The sequence below is a fragment of the Streptomyces sp. E-08 genome, assembly GCF_049913095.1.
GTDB lineage: Bacteria > Actinomycetota > Actinomycetes > Streptomycetales > Streptomycetaceae > Streptomyces.
In genome coordinates this window covers 650,722-668,012 of the sequence record NZ_CP183971.1, presented here as the reverse complement: position 1 = coordinate 668,012, position 17,291 = coordinate 650,722, and the positions used below count along the sequence as shown (strand labels likewise).

Sequence of the window (17,291 nt, the reverse complement as noted above, 5' to 3'; positions counted from 1 at the left end):
CCCCGCACCCGCCCCGACCACCCGAACTGGAGCCCCGTCATGGACACGTCCCACCCCACCGGCGCACCGGCCACACCGCCCCCGCTGGGCGAACACCTCCGCTCGCCCCGGCTGCGCGCCGCCATGCTCGTCCAGCAGGAGGCCCTGTACGCCGCCCGCGCGTTCCTGCGCGGCGAGGGCTTCACCGAGCTGCTGCCCCCGCTCGTCGGCCCCGTCACCGACCCCGGCGGCCGTGGCGCCAAGGCCCTCGACGTCGACTACTACGGCCACCCGTACAAGCTGATGACCAGCGCCATCCTCTACAAGCAGGCGTCCCTCCGCGGCTTCCCCCGCCTCTTCTACATCGCCCCCAACGTGCGGGTCGAGCCCGAGGAGACCGCCACCACCGGCCGTCACCTCGTCGAGTTCCACCAGATCGACGTGGAGATCGCCGACGGCAGCCGCGAGGACGCGCAGGACGTCGCCGCCGGCCTGCTCACCCACGTCACCGAGCACGTCTGGACCGCCGTCCCCGAGATCCTGACCGAACTCGGGCGCGTGGAGGCCGACTTCGCCGACATCCGCTCCGGCAAGTACGACGTCCGCACCCACGACGACGCCGTGTCGAGCCTCCTCGCCGCGGGCCACCCGCAGAACCCCGACGGCGAGATCGACTGGGCCGGCGAGCGGCTCCTCTCCCTGGAGAGCGACCGCCCCTTCTTCGTCAACGACTACCCCAAGGGCTCCCGCGGCTTCTACGACCGGGAGGACCCCGAACGCCCCGGCGTCCTGCGCAACTTCGACCTGATCGCCCCGCACGGATACGGCGAGCTCGTCTCCGGCAGCGAGCGCGAGGCCGACTACGCCACCATCGTCACCCGCATGCGGGAGAGCGGCGAGAACCCCGCCAAGTACGCCTGGTACCTCAAGGAGGCCCGCGAGGGCATGCCGGCCAGCGCCGGATTCGGCATGGGCCTCCAGCGCCTCGTCCGCTTCCTCACCGGTCTCGACGCCCTGTGGCAGGTCAGCGCCTACCCGAAGCTTCCCGGGGTGGTGGCCCCGTGACCGCGCTCAGCGCCCCCGGATTCCCGGAGCGCGCCATCCGCGCCCGCGCCCGCAACGGCACCGCCGAGGTCTTCCCCGACCCCGGTCCGTACGGCACACGGCTGTACGGACCGGGGACGGGCACGGCCGTCGCCGCCGACGACCTCGACCGGGCCCGCATCGTCCCGCCCGTCTTCATGCCCCAGCGCCTGGAGAAGCTCATCGACCTGGCCCGGGAACCGGAGTTCACCGACGTCGACCTCGGCGCCCGCGTCGGCGGCTTCACCTCCCGGCTGCCCCTCTACCTGTCCGCCTTCGGCTCCACGCGGGCCGGCAGCGGCGACCTCGCCGTCCACGCGAGCCGGCAGGCCGCCCGCCTCGGCATCCCCATGGTCATCGGGGAGAACATGATCCCCGTGCACGGCTACCGCCGCGCCGGCGACGCCGCCCGCTCCGCCCTCCTCACCCGCGTCGAGGCCTACCTCGACGCCGCACCCGACGCGACGACCGGCGGCATCGTCGTCCAGCAGTCCACCGAGGACGCCGACTCCGAGGTCTGGAACCTCCTCTACAGCGACCCCGCCTTCCGTCCCCTCCTGGACACCGGACGGCTCGCCTTCGAGCTGAAGACCGGTCAGGGCGCCAAGCCCGGCCTCGGCGGCATGACCGTCGTCGACCGCGCCGAGGCCGAGCAGCTCGCCCGCCGCTTCACCGTACGCAAGGTCCTCGACCCGGACGGCGAGCGCCAGTTGCGCTGCGCCACCCCCGGAACCTTCACCGACGAGATCCTCCGCCAGCAGCTGCGGTTCATGCGGAACAACTTCCCCAAGGCCCGCACCTGGGTGAAGTTCCACCCGGGCCGCGACATCGGCCACGCCGCCCGCACCGCCTGGTCCGCCGGCGCGGACGCCGTCACCGTCGACGGAGCGGAGGGAGGCACCGGCTGGGCCCCCGGCGTCTTCCTCGACCACGTCGGCCTGCCCCTCGCCACGTGCCTGCGCCGCATCGGCCGCCCCGGCGGGTGCCTCCTCGCCACCGGCGGCATGTGGGAGGGCGGCCGCGCCGTACGCGCCCTCGCCCTGGGCGCCACCGCCGTCGGCCTGGGCCGAGCGGCCCTCGTGGCCGTCGACGAGGACCCCGAACACGGCCTGGAGCGCCTCGCCGACAGCATCGCCCTCGAACTCCAGCTGCTCATCAGCGCGTTGGGCAAGTACTCCGTCGCCGCCCTGGACCCCGAGGACCTCTGGTGGCCCGACGGCCACACCGCCGACTCCGGGGCCGTCCCCTCACCGGGCGCCACCGACCCGGCGGGAGCGAGCGCGTGACCGCGCACCGGCGGCACGGCGCGGACCACGCCGTCCACGCCTGTTTCTCCGTACGCGAGACCCCCGGCATCACCGTGGCCGTCTCCCTCGACGGCACCGGCCTCGCCACCACGGCCCGGCACACGGCACAACGCGCCCTCGCCGAGGCCGGCCGCGGCTACCTCGGCGGCCGCGTCGAACTCCGCACCCCCCGGACCCCCGCCCACGACGCCTCCCGGCCCAGCGCCACCGGCACCCGCCGACGCCGCGCCGTGCGCCGGGCCGCCGACCGTGCCGTCGCCCTGGCCGTCGCCGCCACCCTCCGGGGCGACACCACCCACGTCCGGGTCCACGTCCGCCCACCCCTCTGAGCGCGACCGGACACCCCCGCTCCCGCCACCTCCTGGCCCCCCGTCCCTCGACCACAGAAAGCCGACCCCATGGGAACGACCCCCACGACCAGCGCACCGGCAGGCCGAGCACCCGCCGTCGACTGGCGCCGCGTCAGCAGTCTCGTCATCGGCCAGGCCGCCGTCCAAATGGGCAGCTTCGCCCTCCTGATCGCCATGAGCTGGACGGCCGTCCAACTCGGCGGCCGTGAAGCCGTCACGTACGTCACCCTCGCCGCCACCCTGCCCCGCGCCCTGCTCCTCCTCTTCGGCGGAGCACTCGCCGACGCGCTCGGCCCCCGCGCCGTCCTGCTCCGCGCGACCTCCGTCCGCGTCCTCGTCCTCGTCGCCGGCATCGCCGTCACCGCCACCACCGAGACCCTCTGGCCGCTGATCGCCGTCGCCCTCGTCGACGGCGTCCTGCTCGGCCTCACCGGCCCCGCCTCCGGCGTCCTGCTGCCCCGCCTCGCCCCCCAGGACCAGCTCGGCCGCGCCAACTCCCTCTTCTCCATGGTGCTGCGCCTCGCCCCCATCGCCGGATCGCCCCTCGGGGCCTGGCTGGTCGTCGTCGGAGGCCTCCCCGTGGCCATGACGGCCGCGGCCGTCGGCTGTGCCGTCTGGCTGGCCTGCGCCACCCACGTCACCCACGGCATGTCCCGCCCCGAGCGCACCCCCCAGGGGCCCTCCCTGCTGCGCCGCTCCGGCGACGGTTTCCGGCTCCTCGCCGCGCACCCCCGCCTGCGCTGGATGTTCGTCGCCTGCTTCTGCATGGACCTCGCGTTCCTGTGGCCGGCCGAGGTCGCCCTGCCGCTGCGGGCCGCCGACGAGGGCTGGGGCGTCGGCGCCGTCGCCATGGTCCTCGCCGTCTTCGGCGCCGGCGCGCTGGCGTCCGCCGCCCTGGGCGCGGCCCTGGCCCACCGCATCCCGGCGCACACCAAGCTCGTGGTGACCGGCGTCGGCCTCGCGGCCGGCATGGCCGCCATGGCACTCGTCCCCTCGCCCGTCGTCCTGGCCGCCACCGCCGGCGCCGTCGGCCTGCTCTCCGGCCTCAACGGACCCGCCCTGGTCACCGCCTACCAACAGGCCGTCCCCGAAGGCCGGATGGGCGCCGCGATGTCCACCTTCGCGCTCTCCGGCATCGGCGCGGCGCCGCTGTCCCTCGCCGTGTTCAGCCCCGTCTCGCTCTACCTCGGCGTCACCGGGACCTGGCTGCTGTGCGCGGGCCTCGCCCTCCTCTCCCCGGTCGCCGCGGCCGTCGCCCTGCGCGGCGGGACCGCCGCCGCGCCGCGGGCCGACGCCCGCACCCGTACCGCACCGGAGCCCACCGCCACTTCCGTGTGAGGCAGACATGATTCCGCTGCTTGCCCCGCCGCCGGAGGCCCCTCCGGCCGGCCCGCTGATGCCGACGTCACTCCCGCCCCTGACCGCGGCCCTGCCACGGCTGCCCGGGCTGCGCCCGGTACGACCGCAGCTGTGGCTGGTGGCCACCGAGTCCCACCAGGACACCGTCACCCGGTACGCGCCGCTCGTCCTGGACACCACCGAACTGGCCCGCGCCGAGGAGTTCCGCCGCTCCGGCGACCGTGCCACCTACCTGTGCGCGCACGTCGGACTGCGCCGGCTGCTCGGAGCCCACCTGGACCTCGCACCCCGCGCCGTGTCGGTGGCCCGGGCGCCGTGCCCCTGCTGCGGCGAGCCGCACGGGCGCCCCGTACTGCCCGACGGGCGCCTGCACTTCTCGCTCTCCCACTGCGAGGGACTGAGCCTGATCGCCGTCGCGTCCACCCCCGTCGGCGTGGACATCGAACGGGTGCCGGCGCCGCACACCGTCACGGAGGCCTCGGAGGTCCTCCACCCGGCCGAGGCGGCGGAACTCGCCGCGCTCACCCCCGCCCTCCGCCCCGCCGCCTTCGCCAGGGTGTGGACGAGGAAGGAGGCCTACCTGAAGGGGCTCGGCATCGGCCTCGGCGCCGATCCGTCCGCGGAGTACGTGGGCGCGGGACCGCTCCCCGCCGCACCCACCGGCTGGCTGCTCGCCGATGTCGCCGTCCCGGACGGCCACCACGCCGCCGTGGCACTACGACGCGACGGTGAGGCCCCGGCTGGTGAGGCCCCGGGGTCCCGGAGGGGATCCGGGTGAGGGACGGGCCAGGGGGTCGCCGATCTGATCACGCGGACCCGGTCGGCTGCGGCCCCATGAGCCGGACGAGGAGGTCGTCGAGGCTGACCAGGCCGGTGAGCTCGCCGCGGTCGTCCCGTACGACGGCGAGAGAGGCCCGGCGCCGCCGCAACTGCTCGACGGCCTCGGACACCGTGGTGCCGGTGGCCAGCTCGGGGACGGGGCGGGCGAGGTCTCGGGCGGTGAGGGCCCGGCCCCGGGTGCGGGCGACCAGGGCGTCACGGGCGTGGACCGAACCGAGGACGCGGTCGCCGTCGCGGACGAGCAGGCGCGAGCGGTCGGCGGCCGAAGCGCGGGCGAGGAGCGAGTCCAGATCGGCGCCGGCGGCGACGGTGACGATGTCCGCGGCCGGGGTCTGCAACAGCGCCACGGGCGTCTGAGGCTCGGTCAGGGAGCGGGTGATCAGCTGCGAGTCCGTCCTGTTGATCAGGCCGAGCCGCTCGGACTCCGCCACGAGGTGGGTCAGCTGCTCACGGTTGTGGACGGCCGCCAGCTCGTCGCGGGGCTGGACGCGGCACAGCCGTACGAGCCCGTTGCTGACCTTGTTGAGCACCCAGAGCAGCGGCCGTACGGCCTTGACCACGGCACGGAACGACGGGGTCAGGAGCATCGCCGAGCGCTCGGGGTGGGCGATGGCCCAGGACTTGGGCGCCATCTCGCCGACGACCATGTGCAGGAAGACCACGATGATCATGGCGATCGCGAAGGAGACGCCGTAACCGAGTGCCGTCGGCAGACCGAGCTTCACCAGGAGCGGGTCCAGCTCGTGGGAGATCGCCGGTTTGGAGACGGAACCGAGACCGAGGGTGCAGATGGTGATGCCCAGCTGGGCACCGGCGAGCATCAGGGACAGTTCGCGCATCCCGGCGAGCGCGGCCCCGGCGCCGCGCTGCCCGGCGGCCACGGCCTTCTCGATGCGGTGCCGCTTGGCGGCGACGAGCGCGAACTCGGCGGCGACGAAGAACCCGCTGCCGAGCAGCAGCAGCACGGTGACGAAGAGCGCCATGGGAAAGCTCATGCCTGGGCCTCCTCGGCGCCGGACTCGACGCGCTCGATGCGGACGCGTTCGGGGACGTGACGGTCGAGGCTGAGGACCTCGATGCGGACGTCGTCGACGGTGAGACGGTCACCGATCGTCGGGAACCGGCCGAGGCGGTCGATGATCAGGCCGGCGACCGTGTCGTAGTCGTCCTCCTCGGGCAGCGCGATGCCGGTGGCGTCCTCGATCTCGTCGAGGCGCCGGCCTGCGTCCACACGCCATCCGGCGCCGTCCGGGGCGGCGAGGTCGACGACCTTGTCGGTCTCGTCGGCGATGTCGCCGACCAGCTCCTCGGCGATGTCCTCGTACGTGACGATCCCCGCGACGCCGCCGTGCTCGTCCAGGACGACGGCGAACTCGTCGTCGCGCTCCCGCATCTGCGCCACCGCCCGCGGCAGCGGCAGGGTGTCGGGCAGCAGGAGCGGCCGCCGGGCGGCGGCTCCCGCGGTGGTCGTGTCGAAGGCGGCAGCGGGCAGGCGCATCAGCTCGCTCACGCCGAGGACACCGGCGATGTCGTCGGGGTGGTCGCCGAGGACCGGGTAGTTCGAGTGGCCGTGCTGCGCGATCAGTTCCACGGCCTCGGTGAGCGTGGCGTCCTTGCGGACGAAGACGGCGTCGGCGCGCGGCACCATGACCTCGTCCATGGTCCGCTCCGAGAACTCCAGCGCGTGGTCGAGCAGCTCGGCGGTGTCGGGCGGCAGCTCGCCCTGCTCGTGGGACTCGCCGATGAGGTGGCTGAGCTCTTCCAGCGTGGCGCCGTGGTGCAGTTCCTCGACCGGCTCGATGCCGACCCTGCGCAGGAGCCTGTTCGCGGCCGCGTCGAAGACGTGGACGACCGGCCCGACGACCTTCAGGTACACGAGGGTGGAGGGGGCCAGCGACTTGGCGAGCCGCTCGGGCACCGCGAGCGCCAGGTTCTTCGGAGCCAGCTCGCCCAGGACCATCTGGAGGACGGTGGCGACGACGAAGGCGAGGGCGACTGAGATCGCGGAGACGGCACCCTCCGAGAGCCCCGTCCCCTCCAGTGCGGGCTCGAGGAGCGCCGAGACGGACGGCTCCGCGAGGAAGCCGACGACCAGACCGGTGACGGTGATGCCGAGCTGAGCGCCGGAGAGCATGAACGAGAGCCGTCCGAGGACCGTCAGGGCACGGGCCGCCCGCTTGTCACCGGCCTCGGCCTCACGGGCGAGCGCGAGGCGGTCGGCGGCGACGTAGGCGAACTCCTGGGCGACGAAGTACCCGGTGCCCGCGGTCAGGAGGAGGACGGCGAGCAGGCCGAGAGCGGCGTTCATCGGCTGCCGCACCCCTTCACGTGAGGGCGGGTCGAACTGGCGGACAAGGAGGAGCTCCTTCGGGGGGCGGTGACGGGAAGTCCCCGCTTCTACATCACTGTAAAGGATGGGTGATCAGGCATCGCGAGGCGAAATGCGCCCGTCGGAGACCGGTCGAAGATCTTCTACACTCACGTAGATGACCGGCGGACGCGCAGTCGAACTGCCGTGCCGCGCAAGCGATGTGAAGGAGTGAACGTCCGATGGTGTTCAAGCGTCTGCTCGGCTCGCTCGGCGTGGGGGGCCCGTCGGTGGACACCGTGCTCGATCCCGGGGCGGTGACGCCCGGCGGCATCCTGACCGGGCGGGTCCACCTGAAGGGCGGGGACGCCGACTTCACCGTCGAGCACCTCACCCTGGACCTCGTGGCCCGCGTCGAGGCGGAGCACGAGGACGGCGAGTCCGAGGGCTCGGTGGCCTTCCACCGGCACGTGGTGGATTGCGACTTCCGCCTCGCGGGGGGCGAGGAGCGCAGTCTCCCGTTCTCCTTCGAGCTGCCCTGGGAGACGCCGATCACCGAGCTGTACGGGCAGGGTCTCGGCGTCGTCCTCGGAGTACGGACCGAACTCGGCATCGCCGGCGCGAGGGGCACGAGCGATGTCGATCCGCTCGCGGTCCGGCCGCTGCCCGTCCAGGAGGCGATCCTCGAAGCCCTCGGGCAGCTGGGCTTCGGCTTCAGGTCCGCGGACCTGGAACTCGGCCGCATCGGGGGGACGGGGCAGCGGCTGCCGTTCTACCAGGAGATCGAGATCGCGCCGGCGCCCTCGTACGTGCACCAGGTCGACGAGATCGAGGTGACCTTCCTCGCGTCCCCGGCCGGGATGGAGGTCGTCCTGGAGGCGGACAAGCGCGGCGGCTTCTTCGCGGAGGGCCACGACGAGCTCTCCCGTCACCTGGTCAGCCACCAGGGCGTCGACCACGTGGACTGGAACGCCGAGGTCGACTCCTGGGTGCGGCGGCTCGTGGAACAGCGCGCCTCGTACGGCTCGCCCTCCTCGTACGGACACGGCGACGGACACGGGCACGGGTCCGACCACGGGTCGGGGCATGGGTCGGGTCACGGGTCCGGTTTCGGGGGTCCGGGCATGGGTACGGCGATCGCGGCCGGCGCGGCCGGGCTCGCCGTGGGCGTCGTCGGCGGAATGGTCGCGGCCGAAGTCGTCGACGAGTTGGGCGACTTCTTCGAGGGGGACGACGAGCCGGAGGGCGAGGGCGACGAGGACTGAGCCGCCGGGCCGGTCCCCCCGGACGCCGCTCCGGCCCGCGACCGCGTCGTCGTCGCGGGCTCGACCGCCCCCGCCCTTCCGGCGCCTTCTACATCACTGTAGATTTGATATGTCCCCGCACGAAGGCCGGAAGGAAGACGAGAACATGGGTGTGAGCCTCGCCAAGGGCGGAAACGTCTCGCTGAGCAAGGAGGCGCCGGGTCTGACCGCGGTCCTCGTGGGCCTCGGCTGGGACGTTCGCACGACCACCGGCGCGGACTACGACCTCGACGCGAGTGCCCTGCTCCTGGACGGCACGGGGAAGGTCGTCTCCGACCGGCACTTCGTCTTCTACAACAACCTCACCAGCCCGGACGGCTCGGTCGAGCACACCGGCGACAACCTCACCGGTGAGGGCGACGGCGACGACGAGAGCATCAAGGTCGACCTGGCCGCCGTACCGGCCGACATCACGAAGATCGTCTTCCCGGTCTCGATCCATGACGCCGACAACCGGGGACAGAGCTTCGGCCAGGTCCGCAACGCCTTCATCCGCGTGGTCAACCAGGCCGGCGGCGCCGAACTCGCCCGGTACGACCTCTCCGAGGACGCCGCCGCGGAGACCGCGATGATCTTCGGCGAGCTCTACCGGCACGGCACCGAATGGAAGTTCCGAGCGGTGGGCCAGGGCTACGCCTCGGGCCTCGCGGGCATCGCGGCCGACTTCGGCGTCAACGTCTGAGGCTCTGAGCGAGACCCCCTCCAGAGAACGGAAGACCGTGTTCGGAATCAGCGAGATAGCGATCATCCTGATCGTCGTCATCCTGCTCCTCGGCGCCAAGAAGCTGCCCGACCTGGCCCGCAGCGCGGGCAAGGCGGCCCGCATCCTCAAGAGCGAGGGCAAGGCGATGAAGGTCGACGGCACGCCGGAGCCGCAGGCCACCTACCAGGTCACCGAGAGCGCCGCGCCGCGGAATCCGGTGCGGCCCGACGGGCGACAGGAGAACGAACGCCCCTGACGAACCACCACGGCCCGCTCACGCCCCGCTCGACCAGGTGATCGAAGCCCGGCATCTGGCCGAGCGGCCGTGCGGGTGCGGGCGCGCCGGACCGTGCGAGCGGCGACAGTGGGCGGTGTGGACGTCGAGCGGATCACCGAGGAGCTGTACGGGCTGAAGCCGACCGACTTCGTCGCGTCCCGGGACGAGTACGTCGCCGAGGCCCGCCGAGCGAAGGACCCGGCGGCGGCCAAGTCGATCGCCGCGCTGCGCAAGCCGGCCACTGCCGCGTGGGCGGCGAACCGGCTCGCCCGGGAACGGCGTGAGGAGGCCCAGCGGTTCCTGGCCCTGGGCGAGGCACTCCGGGAGGCGCACCGGACGCTCGACGCCGAGCGCCTGCGGGCGGCGAGCCGGGAGCAGCACCAGGTCGTCACCGCGCTCGCGCGCACGGCGGCCGAGCTGGCCCGGGAGGCGGGACAGCCGGTGAGCGACAGTGTGGTGCGGGAGATCGAGCAGACCCTTCACGGTGTCCTCGCCCACCGGGACGTCGCCGAGCTGTGGTCGAAGGGTCGGCTCGTGAAGGTGCCCGAGGCCGCCGTCGACTTCACGGCGATCGCGCCGGAGACGGTGCCGCCCCGTCCGGCACCGGCCGAGCGGCAGCCGGAGCGGCACCCGGACCTGGAGCGGGCGCGAGCGGCGGCAGCGGAGGCCGACGCCGAGGTCGCCCGGCGCGAGCGGGAGTTCGACGAGGCGCAACGGGCGCGGCAGGAGGCGACGGTGAAGGCCGAGGCGGCGGCGGAACGGGTCGCCCGCCTGGAGGCCGAACTGGAGGAGGCCCGGCAGTCCCGGCTCGACGCGGAGACGACCGCGTCGAACGCCGCCACGGCGCTGACGACCGCGAAACGCGCCCTCGCCCAGTCGCGCCGCTCCGCGGACCGGGCGACCCGCACGGCGGAACGCCTGGAAGACCGCGCCCCGTAGGCCGCCCGGCCGCGCGTCACCCTGCGCCCCGCCCGGAGTCCCGCCGTCCTGCCGACCTGGAGCCCCCGTGTCTCGCCGACCCGGAGCCCCCCGCGTCACCCCGCCGCCCCACCCACCCCGCCGTCACGTCCGGCCGGGGCGACCGTGTGTTCCATCGCCGACACGGGCGAGTGATCATTCGCCTCATCGCCACCATGCGGCGGGAGCGGCCTCGTGGCGCACCTAGACTCCCCGCACATGTCGCTCTGGCTCCTCAATCACTTCAGCACCTTCACTCTCGCCGTGGTCTCCGTCGGCGGGACCGTCGTCCTCGCCGTGGGCGGCAGCGTGCTGCTCCGCCGCAGGTATCCCTCGCTGGCCCGGGGGGAGCACAACGACATGGTCGGGGTGACGCTGGGGATGTTCGGCGCGATCTACGGGATCATCCTCGCCTTCGTCATCGTCACTCTCTGGACCCAGCTGGACAGCACGCAGACCATCGTCGCCAGCGAGGCGACCGACGCCGCGCTCATCGCCCGCGACGCCGCCGCCTTCCCGCCCGCGGTCCGCGCCGACCTCGACACGGCCCTCAGCGGCTACGTCCACGCGGTCGTCGAGGACCAGTGGCCCCGCATGCGCGCCGGGCAGCCGAGCTACGGGGCCACGGAGGTGCACCTCAGGTCCGCGTTCGACGTCCTCCAGGCGTACGACCCGAAGTCCCCGCGCGAGGAGGTCTTCTACGAGGAGGCCGTCACCCATCTCAACGACGTCGCCGCCCAGCGCCGCGCCCGCCTGAACATGGCCGAGCAGGAACTGCCGCCGCTGCTCCAGGCCCTGGCCTTCGGCGGTGCGATCGTCCTCGTCCCGCTCACCTTCCTCTACGGCATGCGCAAGCTCCGGATCCAGCTGCTCTTCGTCGCCTCGGTCGCCGCCCTCATCGGCTTCAGCCTGCTGCTGGTCTTCGTCCTCGACCGCCCCTTCGCCGGCGAACTGAGCGTGAGCCCGGCCCCGTACCGGGAGGGAGCCCTCGCCCAGTACTGGGAGCGGTGAACGGCGACGCGCGACGCCGGGCTCAGGAGTGGGCGATGACCACCTTGCCGAACGGTGCGGCGTCGGCGTAGTGACGGTACGCGTCCACGGCCCTGTCGAAGGGGAAGACGCGGTCGATGACGGGCCGGAGTCCCCGCGCCTCGATGAAGGCGTTCATCGCGGTGAACTGGGCGCGGCTGCCGACCGCCACGCTGCGGATGGTGGCGCCGGAGGCGAAGAGGGCCTGCGGATCGAGCGGCGTGGCGGTCCTGCCCGTGAAGCCGACGCCTGCGATGGTGCCGGCCAGGGCGACGGCGCGGACGGACTCGTCGAGGAGACCGGCGACGTCGACGATCCGGTCGGCGCCCCGGCCGTCCGTGAGGGCGCGGACCTCGGCGGCCCAGTCGGGGCCGGCCGCGTAGTCGACGACGTCGTCCGCGCCGAGTTCGCGCAGGCGGGCGGCCTTGGCGGGGCTGCTGGTCGTGGCGATCACGCGGGCGCCGAGCGCCTTGGCGAACTGGAGCGCGAAGAGAGAGACGCCGCCGGAGCCCTGCACGACGACGGTGTCACCGGCGCGGACACCGTCCCCGCCGCCGGTCAGCGCGTTCCATGCCGTGACCGCCACACAGGGGAGGGTCGCGGCCTCGGCGTACGTCAGGTGCGTGGGCACGGTCACGAGCGAGTCCGCGTCGACGAGGGCGAACTCGGTGAGCATGCCGTCCAGCGAACCACCGCGCTGCGCGAGGTGTTCGAGGGCGAACGGACCGTCCTGCCAGGACGGGAACAGCGTGGCGGCGACCCGCTCCCCGACCCGTGCCGGGTCGACGCCGGGGCCGACCGCGACCACCTCTCCGGCGCCGTCCGAGACGGGGACGACGTCCGGTGCGACCGGCAGGACGTAGGTCCCGTCGAGCACCATGAGTTCGCGGAAGCTCAGGGACGTGGCGCGCACCGCGACCAGGGCCTGTCCCGGTCCGGGGGTGGGGACGTCGTGCTCGCGGACGGCGAGACCGGACAGTCCGGCTCCGCTGTGCGACAGGTGATAGCTCCGCATCGATGATGCCCTTCTTAAGAGATGGATGACGGGCGTCGGGGCGTGGGACGCCCCGGCGGTCTCGCTGTACGTTCCGGCCGCGGCGGTGTGTGTTCCCGCGGAGGGGTGTGCTCCCGCTGCGGGCGTCACGCGTCGTCGGACTCGGAGGCGAGCGGGACCTCTCCCGCCGTCTTGCTGAAGCCGAGCGCCTCGACGATCCGGCCGTCCGCCACGCGCATGACGTTGACGCCCTGCACCCACTGGTCGGGGCCCTCCCCGAAGCGGTACGTCCACAGGATGGTCGCGCGGTCGCCCGCCACGATCACCTCCTGAGGGGTGAACTGCGAGGCGGTGTCGTCGACGAGGGCCGTCCACCACTCCGTACACGCCTCGCGTCCGGAGACCCGCTCCCCGCGCGGCGCCGGCTGGACGCTCTCCATGACGCAGTCCTCGGCGATCAGGCCGGCCAGGAGACCGGTCTCGCGGTCGGTGAACGCGCGGTTGAAACGGTCGATGACTTCGGCGGTGGTGCGTACGGACATGACGCCTCCTCAGAAGAGATAGACCGTTCGGTCTACCGAGACCATAGATAGACCGGTTGATCTACCGTGTCAAGTGCAGCAGAATGGGGTCATGACCACTTCCGCGAAGCCGGGCCCTCGTGAGCGACTCCTGCTCGCAGCCCAGGAGTTGACCTACGCCCAGGGTGTCGGCGTCGGTGTGGACGCCCTGTTGAAGGGGGCCGGCGTCGCCCGCCGGTCGCTGTACGAGCACTTCGGAGGCAAGGACGGTCTCATCGCCGAGGTGCTGCGCCGCAGCACCGCCGAGGACGTCGTGCGCTACCGCGCCACCATGGACGCAGCCGGGGCCGACCCCCGGGCCCGGCTCCTCGCCGTCGTCGAACGGCTCGGCCGCATCGCCGCCGAACCCGACTTCCACGGCTGCCGCTACCTCGCCGCCGACCTCGCGCTCACGGACCCGGAGCACCCCGGCCACGAGGTCACCCGGGCATACCGGCACACCGTCCACGGTCTGTTCGCGGACGAGTTCACCGCGCTCGGCCACGCGCGGCCCGGGATCGCCGCCGACCAGCTCCTCCTCCTCGTCGACGGCCTCCTCGCCGCCGGCGCGACCCGGCCCGACAGCGAGCCCGCCGTCGCGGCCCGCGACCTCGCCGAGCACATCATCGACGCCGGCCTCGCGCGGCAAGGTGCCGCGCCCCGTGCGGCCGGGCCGGTGGCTCCATGAGCTGTCCGCCGCCGTCCCGTGCCGCGCAGCGTGCCCTCATCGCCGGACCGCGCGACACGGAACCAGGACGCGGACCCCGCGACGCGGGACCTGCCCGGCGCGGACCCCGCGACGCGGGACCTGCCCGGCGCGGTCCCCGCGACGCGGGACCTGCCCGGCGCGGTCCCCGCGACGCGGGGCCGCCGGACACGGCCCCCGCGACGTGGGGCCGGCCCGATGCGGCTCAGCGTTCGTAGCGGCCCGTGTCGATCTCCCAGCGGTGGTAGCCGGAGATCCAGGCGGCGAGACCCTCGACGTACCGGTGGGCGGCCTCGCGCGCGGCCGGGTCGAGGCCCAGGACGTCGCAGATCCCGGGCACCTCGGTCGACAGCTCCACGAAGCGGTCGACCATCGTCTGGGCCTCGCGCATCACCTGGACGGCCGCCTGGTCCGGGGTGCCTCCGCGTTCCTCGCGGACGATCATCACCATGTTGGCGACGTCGCCACGGGCGAGCTCCTGGGCGTACGAGTGCACGTCGTTGGTGAACGACGGTATGTCGGCCGCCAGTTGCCGCAGACGGCGGAAGGCCGGGAAGTGCAGCACCTCCTGCGGCAGTTCGAAGTGGTTGAGTCGCTCGACCATGTCGAAGAGGGTCTCCATGGCCGCCGTGCCCCTGCGGAGCGCCAGATAGCTCTCCCGGTCCGGGAGGCGGCCCGACAGCCGGCCGGCCGCCTCGGCGGGGTGGCACGCGAAGTACCATTCCCAGTTGTACGCGGACCGGGCCCGCCACCGGGCGGACATGCCGCGCGTGCTGCGCTCCCAGAGGTCGGCGAAGGCCCGCTCGACGGGCGTCCGGACGTCGGGGGCGGGCCCCTCGCCGTGCAGAAGGCCCGTCAGGCGGGTGCATATCTCGGCCACTTGAGCCGGGGCCCGACCGAGGTCCGAGTCGAACCGGTCGTCGAAGAGGAAGTAGAAGCTGAGCAGGTCCGCGGCGAGGGCGAGGTCGTCCACGGCGGTGTCCGGGCTGGTGAACGCGGCGAGTCGGGGCACGTCCCACTTGTCGTACGCCGACAGGGCGATGGTGGCGGCGAGACCCTCGTTCCGGAGCAGCCAGTCCCGGTGGGGCTGCGCGACGAACGCGCGGTTCGGATTGCTGCGAGACGGAAACGGCAGGTCGAGTGTGGTGGCGTTGGACACTGGCCCCCCCAGGTTCTGATCCCGGGCGATCCCAAGACGCCCCCGGCGCGATCGAACAGTACTTGAATTGATCATCAACTACCAGAAGCCTCAAGCAGATCGCGCTCCAGTCGCAATCCAGCCAACGGAAGGGTTACGTCCGCATCGATCGATCGTCCTTCGGTGAGTCGAAGGACGTGTGGAGGAAACGAGGGGTCTTCGTGTCGGTCACGCGTTCCCCCGTTCGTCGCGGAGGGTGGTTCGTCCGCCGTGCGCGCCACCCGTGGGCGGGGGAGCGCGTTGGGGTTGCCGTGACGCCCGGTGCAGTGACGGTTCTGCAACCGGGACCTGCGGGTTCTGTGCCGACTCCCGAATCTCGGTGGGTCGATGGCGAGAACGACGATCTGGATGGTGCGCGGTGCCGGAGATGTGGACGCGGGGCGAGGGACACGACGCCCGGTTCGTGGGCGGCTTCCAGGACGGCCGGGCCCTGGTCGGACGCGACGGGGAGCTCGCCGAGCTCCGGCGTGCCGTGTCGGGGCGCCGGCTGGTCACCGTGACCGGCGCGGCCGGGACGGGGAAGAGCCGGCTGGCCCTCGCCGCCGTCACGTCCCCCCTCGACAGCCCCTGGCGGACGGTGGTCCGGGTCCGGTGGCACGGCGGGATCCCGGTGGGACGCCGGGCGTTGACGGCGCGGGTCGAACGGGCCCTGAGCGGAGCCGGCGTCCCGGACGGCGCACACCCGCCCCGTACCGCCCCCGCAGGGGACGTGCTCCTCCTGCTCGACGACGTCGATCCGGTCCACACGGAGTGCATCGGCCTGGTCCAGACGCTTCTGATGGCCCGGCCGGGCGTGCGGATCCTGGTGACCTCGCGGCGACCGCTCGGCCTCGGGGACGAGGACGTGATCAGACTGGCGCCCCTGCCCGTGGAGGCGGCGCCGGGCCGGGCGGGTCCGTCCCCCGCGGCGGAGCTCCTCGTCTCCCGCGCCCGGGAGCGCGGGTGGCGCGAGGACCCGGATCCCTCCGCCGTGGCCCGGGTGTGCCGCCTCCTCGAAGGCGTTCCCCTGGCCCTCGAACTGGCCGCGGGCCGACTGGGGGAGTGGACGACGGAGCAGCTGGCCGACCACCTCGCGGCCGGCCAGTGCAGGCTGGCCGACCCCGCCCCGCTCCTGCTGCGGCACCGCACGCTGCGCGCCGCCATCGGGGCCGTCCACGCCCTGTGCGACCCGGCGCAGCGCAGGGTCTGGCGCAGGCTCAGCGTCTTCGCGGGCCCCTTCACGGAGGCGGCCGCGGTGTTCGTGTGCTCAGGCTCCGACCTCGCACCGCACGAGGTTCCCCCGGCCCTGGCGACGCTCGGCGCCACGGGCGTGCTCCAGGTCCTCGGGGACGCGGGCGCGGTGCGCCCGCTCCGCTACCGCATGGCCCGCGCCGCCCGCGACTTCGGTACGGAGCGGCTCGCGGCGGCGGGCGAACGGCCGGTCACGCGGGACCGGCACGCCCTCCACCTCCGGGGTGTGGCGGGCGTCGCCGAGACCCTGTGGAACACCGGCCTCCAGCGCCAGGCGCTCCAGACCGTCGAGGACGAGCACGAGGACCTGATGGCGCTCATGCGCCGCGCCGAGGACGGGACCGGTCACCCCGAGACGGCCCTGGAGGCCGTGTTGCACCTCTGGTTCTGGTGGGCCGTCCACGACCACGCCCGCGAAGGCGACGACCACCTGCGGCTCCTGCTGTCCCGGGTCGCCGCCGACAGTCCGCTCGTGGCGCGGGGCCGATGGCTCGCGGCCTGGCTCGGCGCGGCCCGGGACCCGCGTGCGGCGCACCGGCTGCTGTCGCTCGCCTGGCCGGCGGCCGTGCTCGCCGGTGACGACGCCCTCCTCGGCCGCATCGCCCACGTGCACGGAACCCTCGCGTGGCAGCGGCAGGACCCCGAGTCGGCTGCCGCGTACTACCGGCAGGCGGCGGACACCACGCCCAGCGGCGCTCCCGGAGGCCCTTCACCCGCCGTGAGCCTGGCCGCCCTGGCCGTGGTCCAGGCCCACCACGCCCCCGAGGCCGCGGCCCGCACCGCCGACCGGGCACTCGCCCAGCCGAGCTGCGCGAACGACGCCTGGGCCGCGGCGCTGGCCCAGTACGCCCGGGCCCTCGCCGACCACCGCGCCGGACGCACCGGACGCGCCCGGCACCGGGCCCGGCGCGCCCTCGCGGACCTCGAAGCCCGGGTCGAGGCCCCGCAGGCCCGCCGGGCCCTGCGCCTGCTCCTCGCCGCGTGCGACCCGGCCACGACGGCGACGGGTGCGCCGGCGGCGCCGCACCTCCGCCCGCACGTCCCCATCCCCCGCGGTGGCGCGCAGACCCCGCCGACGACGGCGAGCCTGGCCCAGCGGTGACCCCG

Annotated in this window: 17 protein-coding genes; 12 read left to right on the top strand and 5 right to left on the bottom strand. The window is 73.8% G+C overall.

Annotated elements, in window-relative coordinates; all coding sequences use genetic code 11:
• Positions 1-39: 39 nt before the first annotated feature.
• The 5 genes from ACN9MM_RS03340 (at position 40) to ACN9MM_RS03320 (ending at position 4,856) form a co-directional block, all read left to right on the top strand.
• Complete coding sequence (locus ACN9MM_RS03340) at positions 40-1,044, top strand: asparagine synthetase A (RefSeq protein ID WP_426362196.1); 1,005 nt, start codon at positions 40-42, stop codon at positions 1,042-1,044.
• Positions 1,041-2,348, top strand: coding sequence for a glutamate synthase-related protein (locus tag ACN9MM_RS03335; RefSeq protein ID WP_426362195.1), 1,308 nt, complete (start codon positions 1,041-1,043; stop codon positions 2,346-2,348). Before ACN9MM_RS03340 ends, ACN9MM_RS03335 begins: the two co-directional genes overlap by 4 nt.
• Complete coding sequence (locus tag ACN9MM_RS03330) at positions 2,345-2,698, top strand: hypothetical protein (RefSeq protein ID WP_426362194.1); 354 nt, start codon at positions 2,345-2,347, stop codon at positions 2,696-2,698. The genes ACN9MM_RS03335 and ACN9MM_RS03330 overlap by 4 nt, the downstream gene beginning before the upstream one ends.
• 69 nt (positions 2,699-2,767) lie before the next feature.
• Positions 2,768-4,057, top strand: a complete 1,290-nt coding sequence (locus ACN9MM_RS03325) for an MFS transporter (protein WP_426362193.1) — start codon at positions 2,768-2,770, stop codon at positions 4,055-4,057.
• 10 nt (positions 4,058-4,067) lie between these two features.
• Positions 4,068-4,856 carry a 4'-phosphopantetheinyl transferase family protein gene (locus ACN9MM_RS03320; RefSeq protein ID WP_426368659.1) on the top strand — a complete coding sequence of 263 codons (789 nt, stop codon included), beginning with the start codon at positions 4,068-4,070 and terminating at the stop codon, positions 4,854-4,856.
• 28 nt (positions 4,857-4,884) lie between these two features.
• Here ACN9MM_RS03320 and ACN9MM_RS03315 read toward each other — a convergent pair whose 3' ends face one another.
• Together ACN9MM_RS03315 and ACN9MM_RS03310 are read right to left on the bottom strand one after the other, a co-directional pair.
• Complete coding sequence (locus ACN9MM_RS03315; protein ID WP_426362192.1) at positions 4,885-5,913, bottom strand: hemolysin family protein; 1,029 nt, start codon at positions 5,911-5,913, stop codon at positions 4,885-4,887.
• Complete coding sequence (locus ACN9MM_RS03310) at positions 5,910-7,226, bottom strand: hemolysin family protein (protein WP_426362191.1); 1,317 nt, start codon at positions 7,224-7,226, stop codon at positions 5,910-5,912. Before ACN9MM_RS03310 ends, ACN9MM_RS03315 begins: the two co-directional genes overlap by 4 nt.
• 242 nt (positions 7,227-7,468) lie before the next feature.
• On the opposite strand from ACN9MM_RS03310, the gene ACN9MM_RS03305 reads away from it, so the two are divergent.
• The 5 genes from ACN9MM_RS03305 (at position 7,469) to ACN9MM_RS03285 (ending at position 11,478) form a co-directional block, all read left to right on the top strand.
• Positions 7,469-8,491, top strand: a complete 1,023-nt coding sequence (locus ACN9MM_RS03305) for a sporulation protein (RefSeq protein WP_426362190.1) — start codon at positions 7,469-7,471, stop codon at positions 8,489-8,491.
• A gap of 145 nt (positions 8,492-8,636) precedes the next feature.
• A complete protein-coding gene (locus ACN9MM_RS03300; RefSeq protein ID WP_382866351.1) occupies positions 8,637-9,212 on the top strand; it encodes a TerD family protein in 576 nt (191 codons plus the stop codon).
• Between the two features lie 37 nt (positions 9,213-9,249).
• The gene (locus ACN9MM_RS03295) at positions 9,250-9,489 is read left to right on the top strand and encodes a twin-arginine translocase TatA/TatE family subunit (RefSeq protein ID WP_426362189.1); all 240 of its coding nucleotides are present in this window, start codon (positions 9,250-9,252) and stop codon (positions 9,487-9,489) included.
• Between the two features lie 117 nt (positions 9,490-9,606).
• Complete coding sequence (locus ACN9MM_RS03290) at positions 9,607-10,449, top strand: hypothetical protein (protein ID WP_426362188.1); 843 nt, start codon at positions 9,607-9,609, stop codon at positions 10,447-10,449.
• Between the two features lie 237 nt (positions 10,450-10,686).
• Positions 10,687-11,478, top strand: a complete 792-nt coding sequence (locus ACN9MM_RS03285; RefSeq protein WP_426362187.1) for a DUF4239 domain-containing protein — start codon at positions 10,687-10,689, stop codon at positions 11,476-11,478.
• 22 nt (positions 11,479-11,500) lie between these two features.
• Here ACN9MM_RS03285 and ACN9MM_RS03280 read toward each other — a convergent pair whose 3' ends face one another.
• A complete protein-coding gene (locus tag ACN9MM_RS03280; protein ID WP_426362186.1) occupies positions 11,501-12,511 on the bottom strand; it encodes a zinc-dependent alcohol dehydrogenase family protein in 1,011 nt (336 codons plus the stop codon).
• Positions 12,512-12,636: 125 nt separating this feature from the next.
• The gene (locus tag ACN9MM_RS03275; protein ID WP_426362185.1) at positions 12,637-13,032 is read right to left on the bottom strand and encodes a nuclear transport factor 2 family protein; all 396 of its coding nucleotides are present in this window, start codon (positions 13,030-13,032) and stop codon (positions 12,637-12,639) included.
• A gap of 91 nt (positions 13,033-13,123) precedes the next feature.
• Between ACN9MM_RS03275 and ACN9MM_RS03270 the strand changes: the two genes are divergently transcribed.
• Complete coding sequence (locus ACN9MM_RS03270) at positions 13,124-13,738, top strand: TetR/AcrR family transcriptional regulator (protein ID WP_426362184.1); 615 nt, start codon at positions 13,124-13,126, stop codon at positions 13,736-13,738.
• A 223-nt stretch (positions 13,739-13,961) separates the two neighbouring features.
• On the opposite strand, the gene ACN9MM_RS03265 is transcribed toward ACN9MM_RS03270, so the two are convergent.
• Positions 13,962-14,915: a terpene synthase family protein gene (locus ACN9MM_RS03265; protein ID WP_426362183.1), complete on the bottom strand. Its 954-nt coding sequence runs from the start codon at positions 14,913-14,915 to the stop codon at positions 13,962-13,964.
• Between the two features lie 406 nt (positions 14,916-15,321).
• Between ACN9MM_RS03265 and ACN9MM_RS03260 the strand changes: the two genes are divergently transcribed.
• A complete protein-coding gene (locus ACN9MM_RS03260; protein WP_426368658.1) occupies positions 15,322-17,286 on the top strand; it encodes an ATP-binding protein in 1,965 nt (654 codons plus the stop codon).
• The last annotated feature ends 5 nt before the right edge of the window (positions 17,287-17,291 follow it).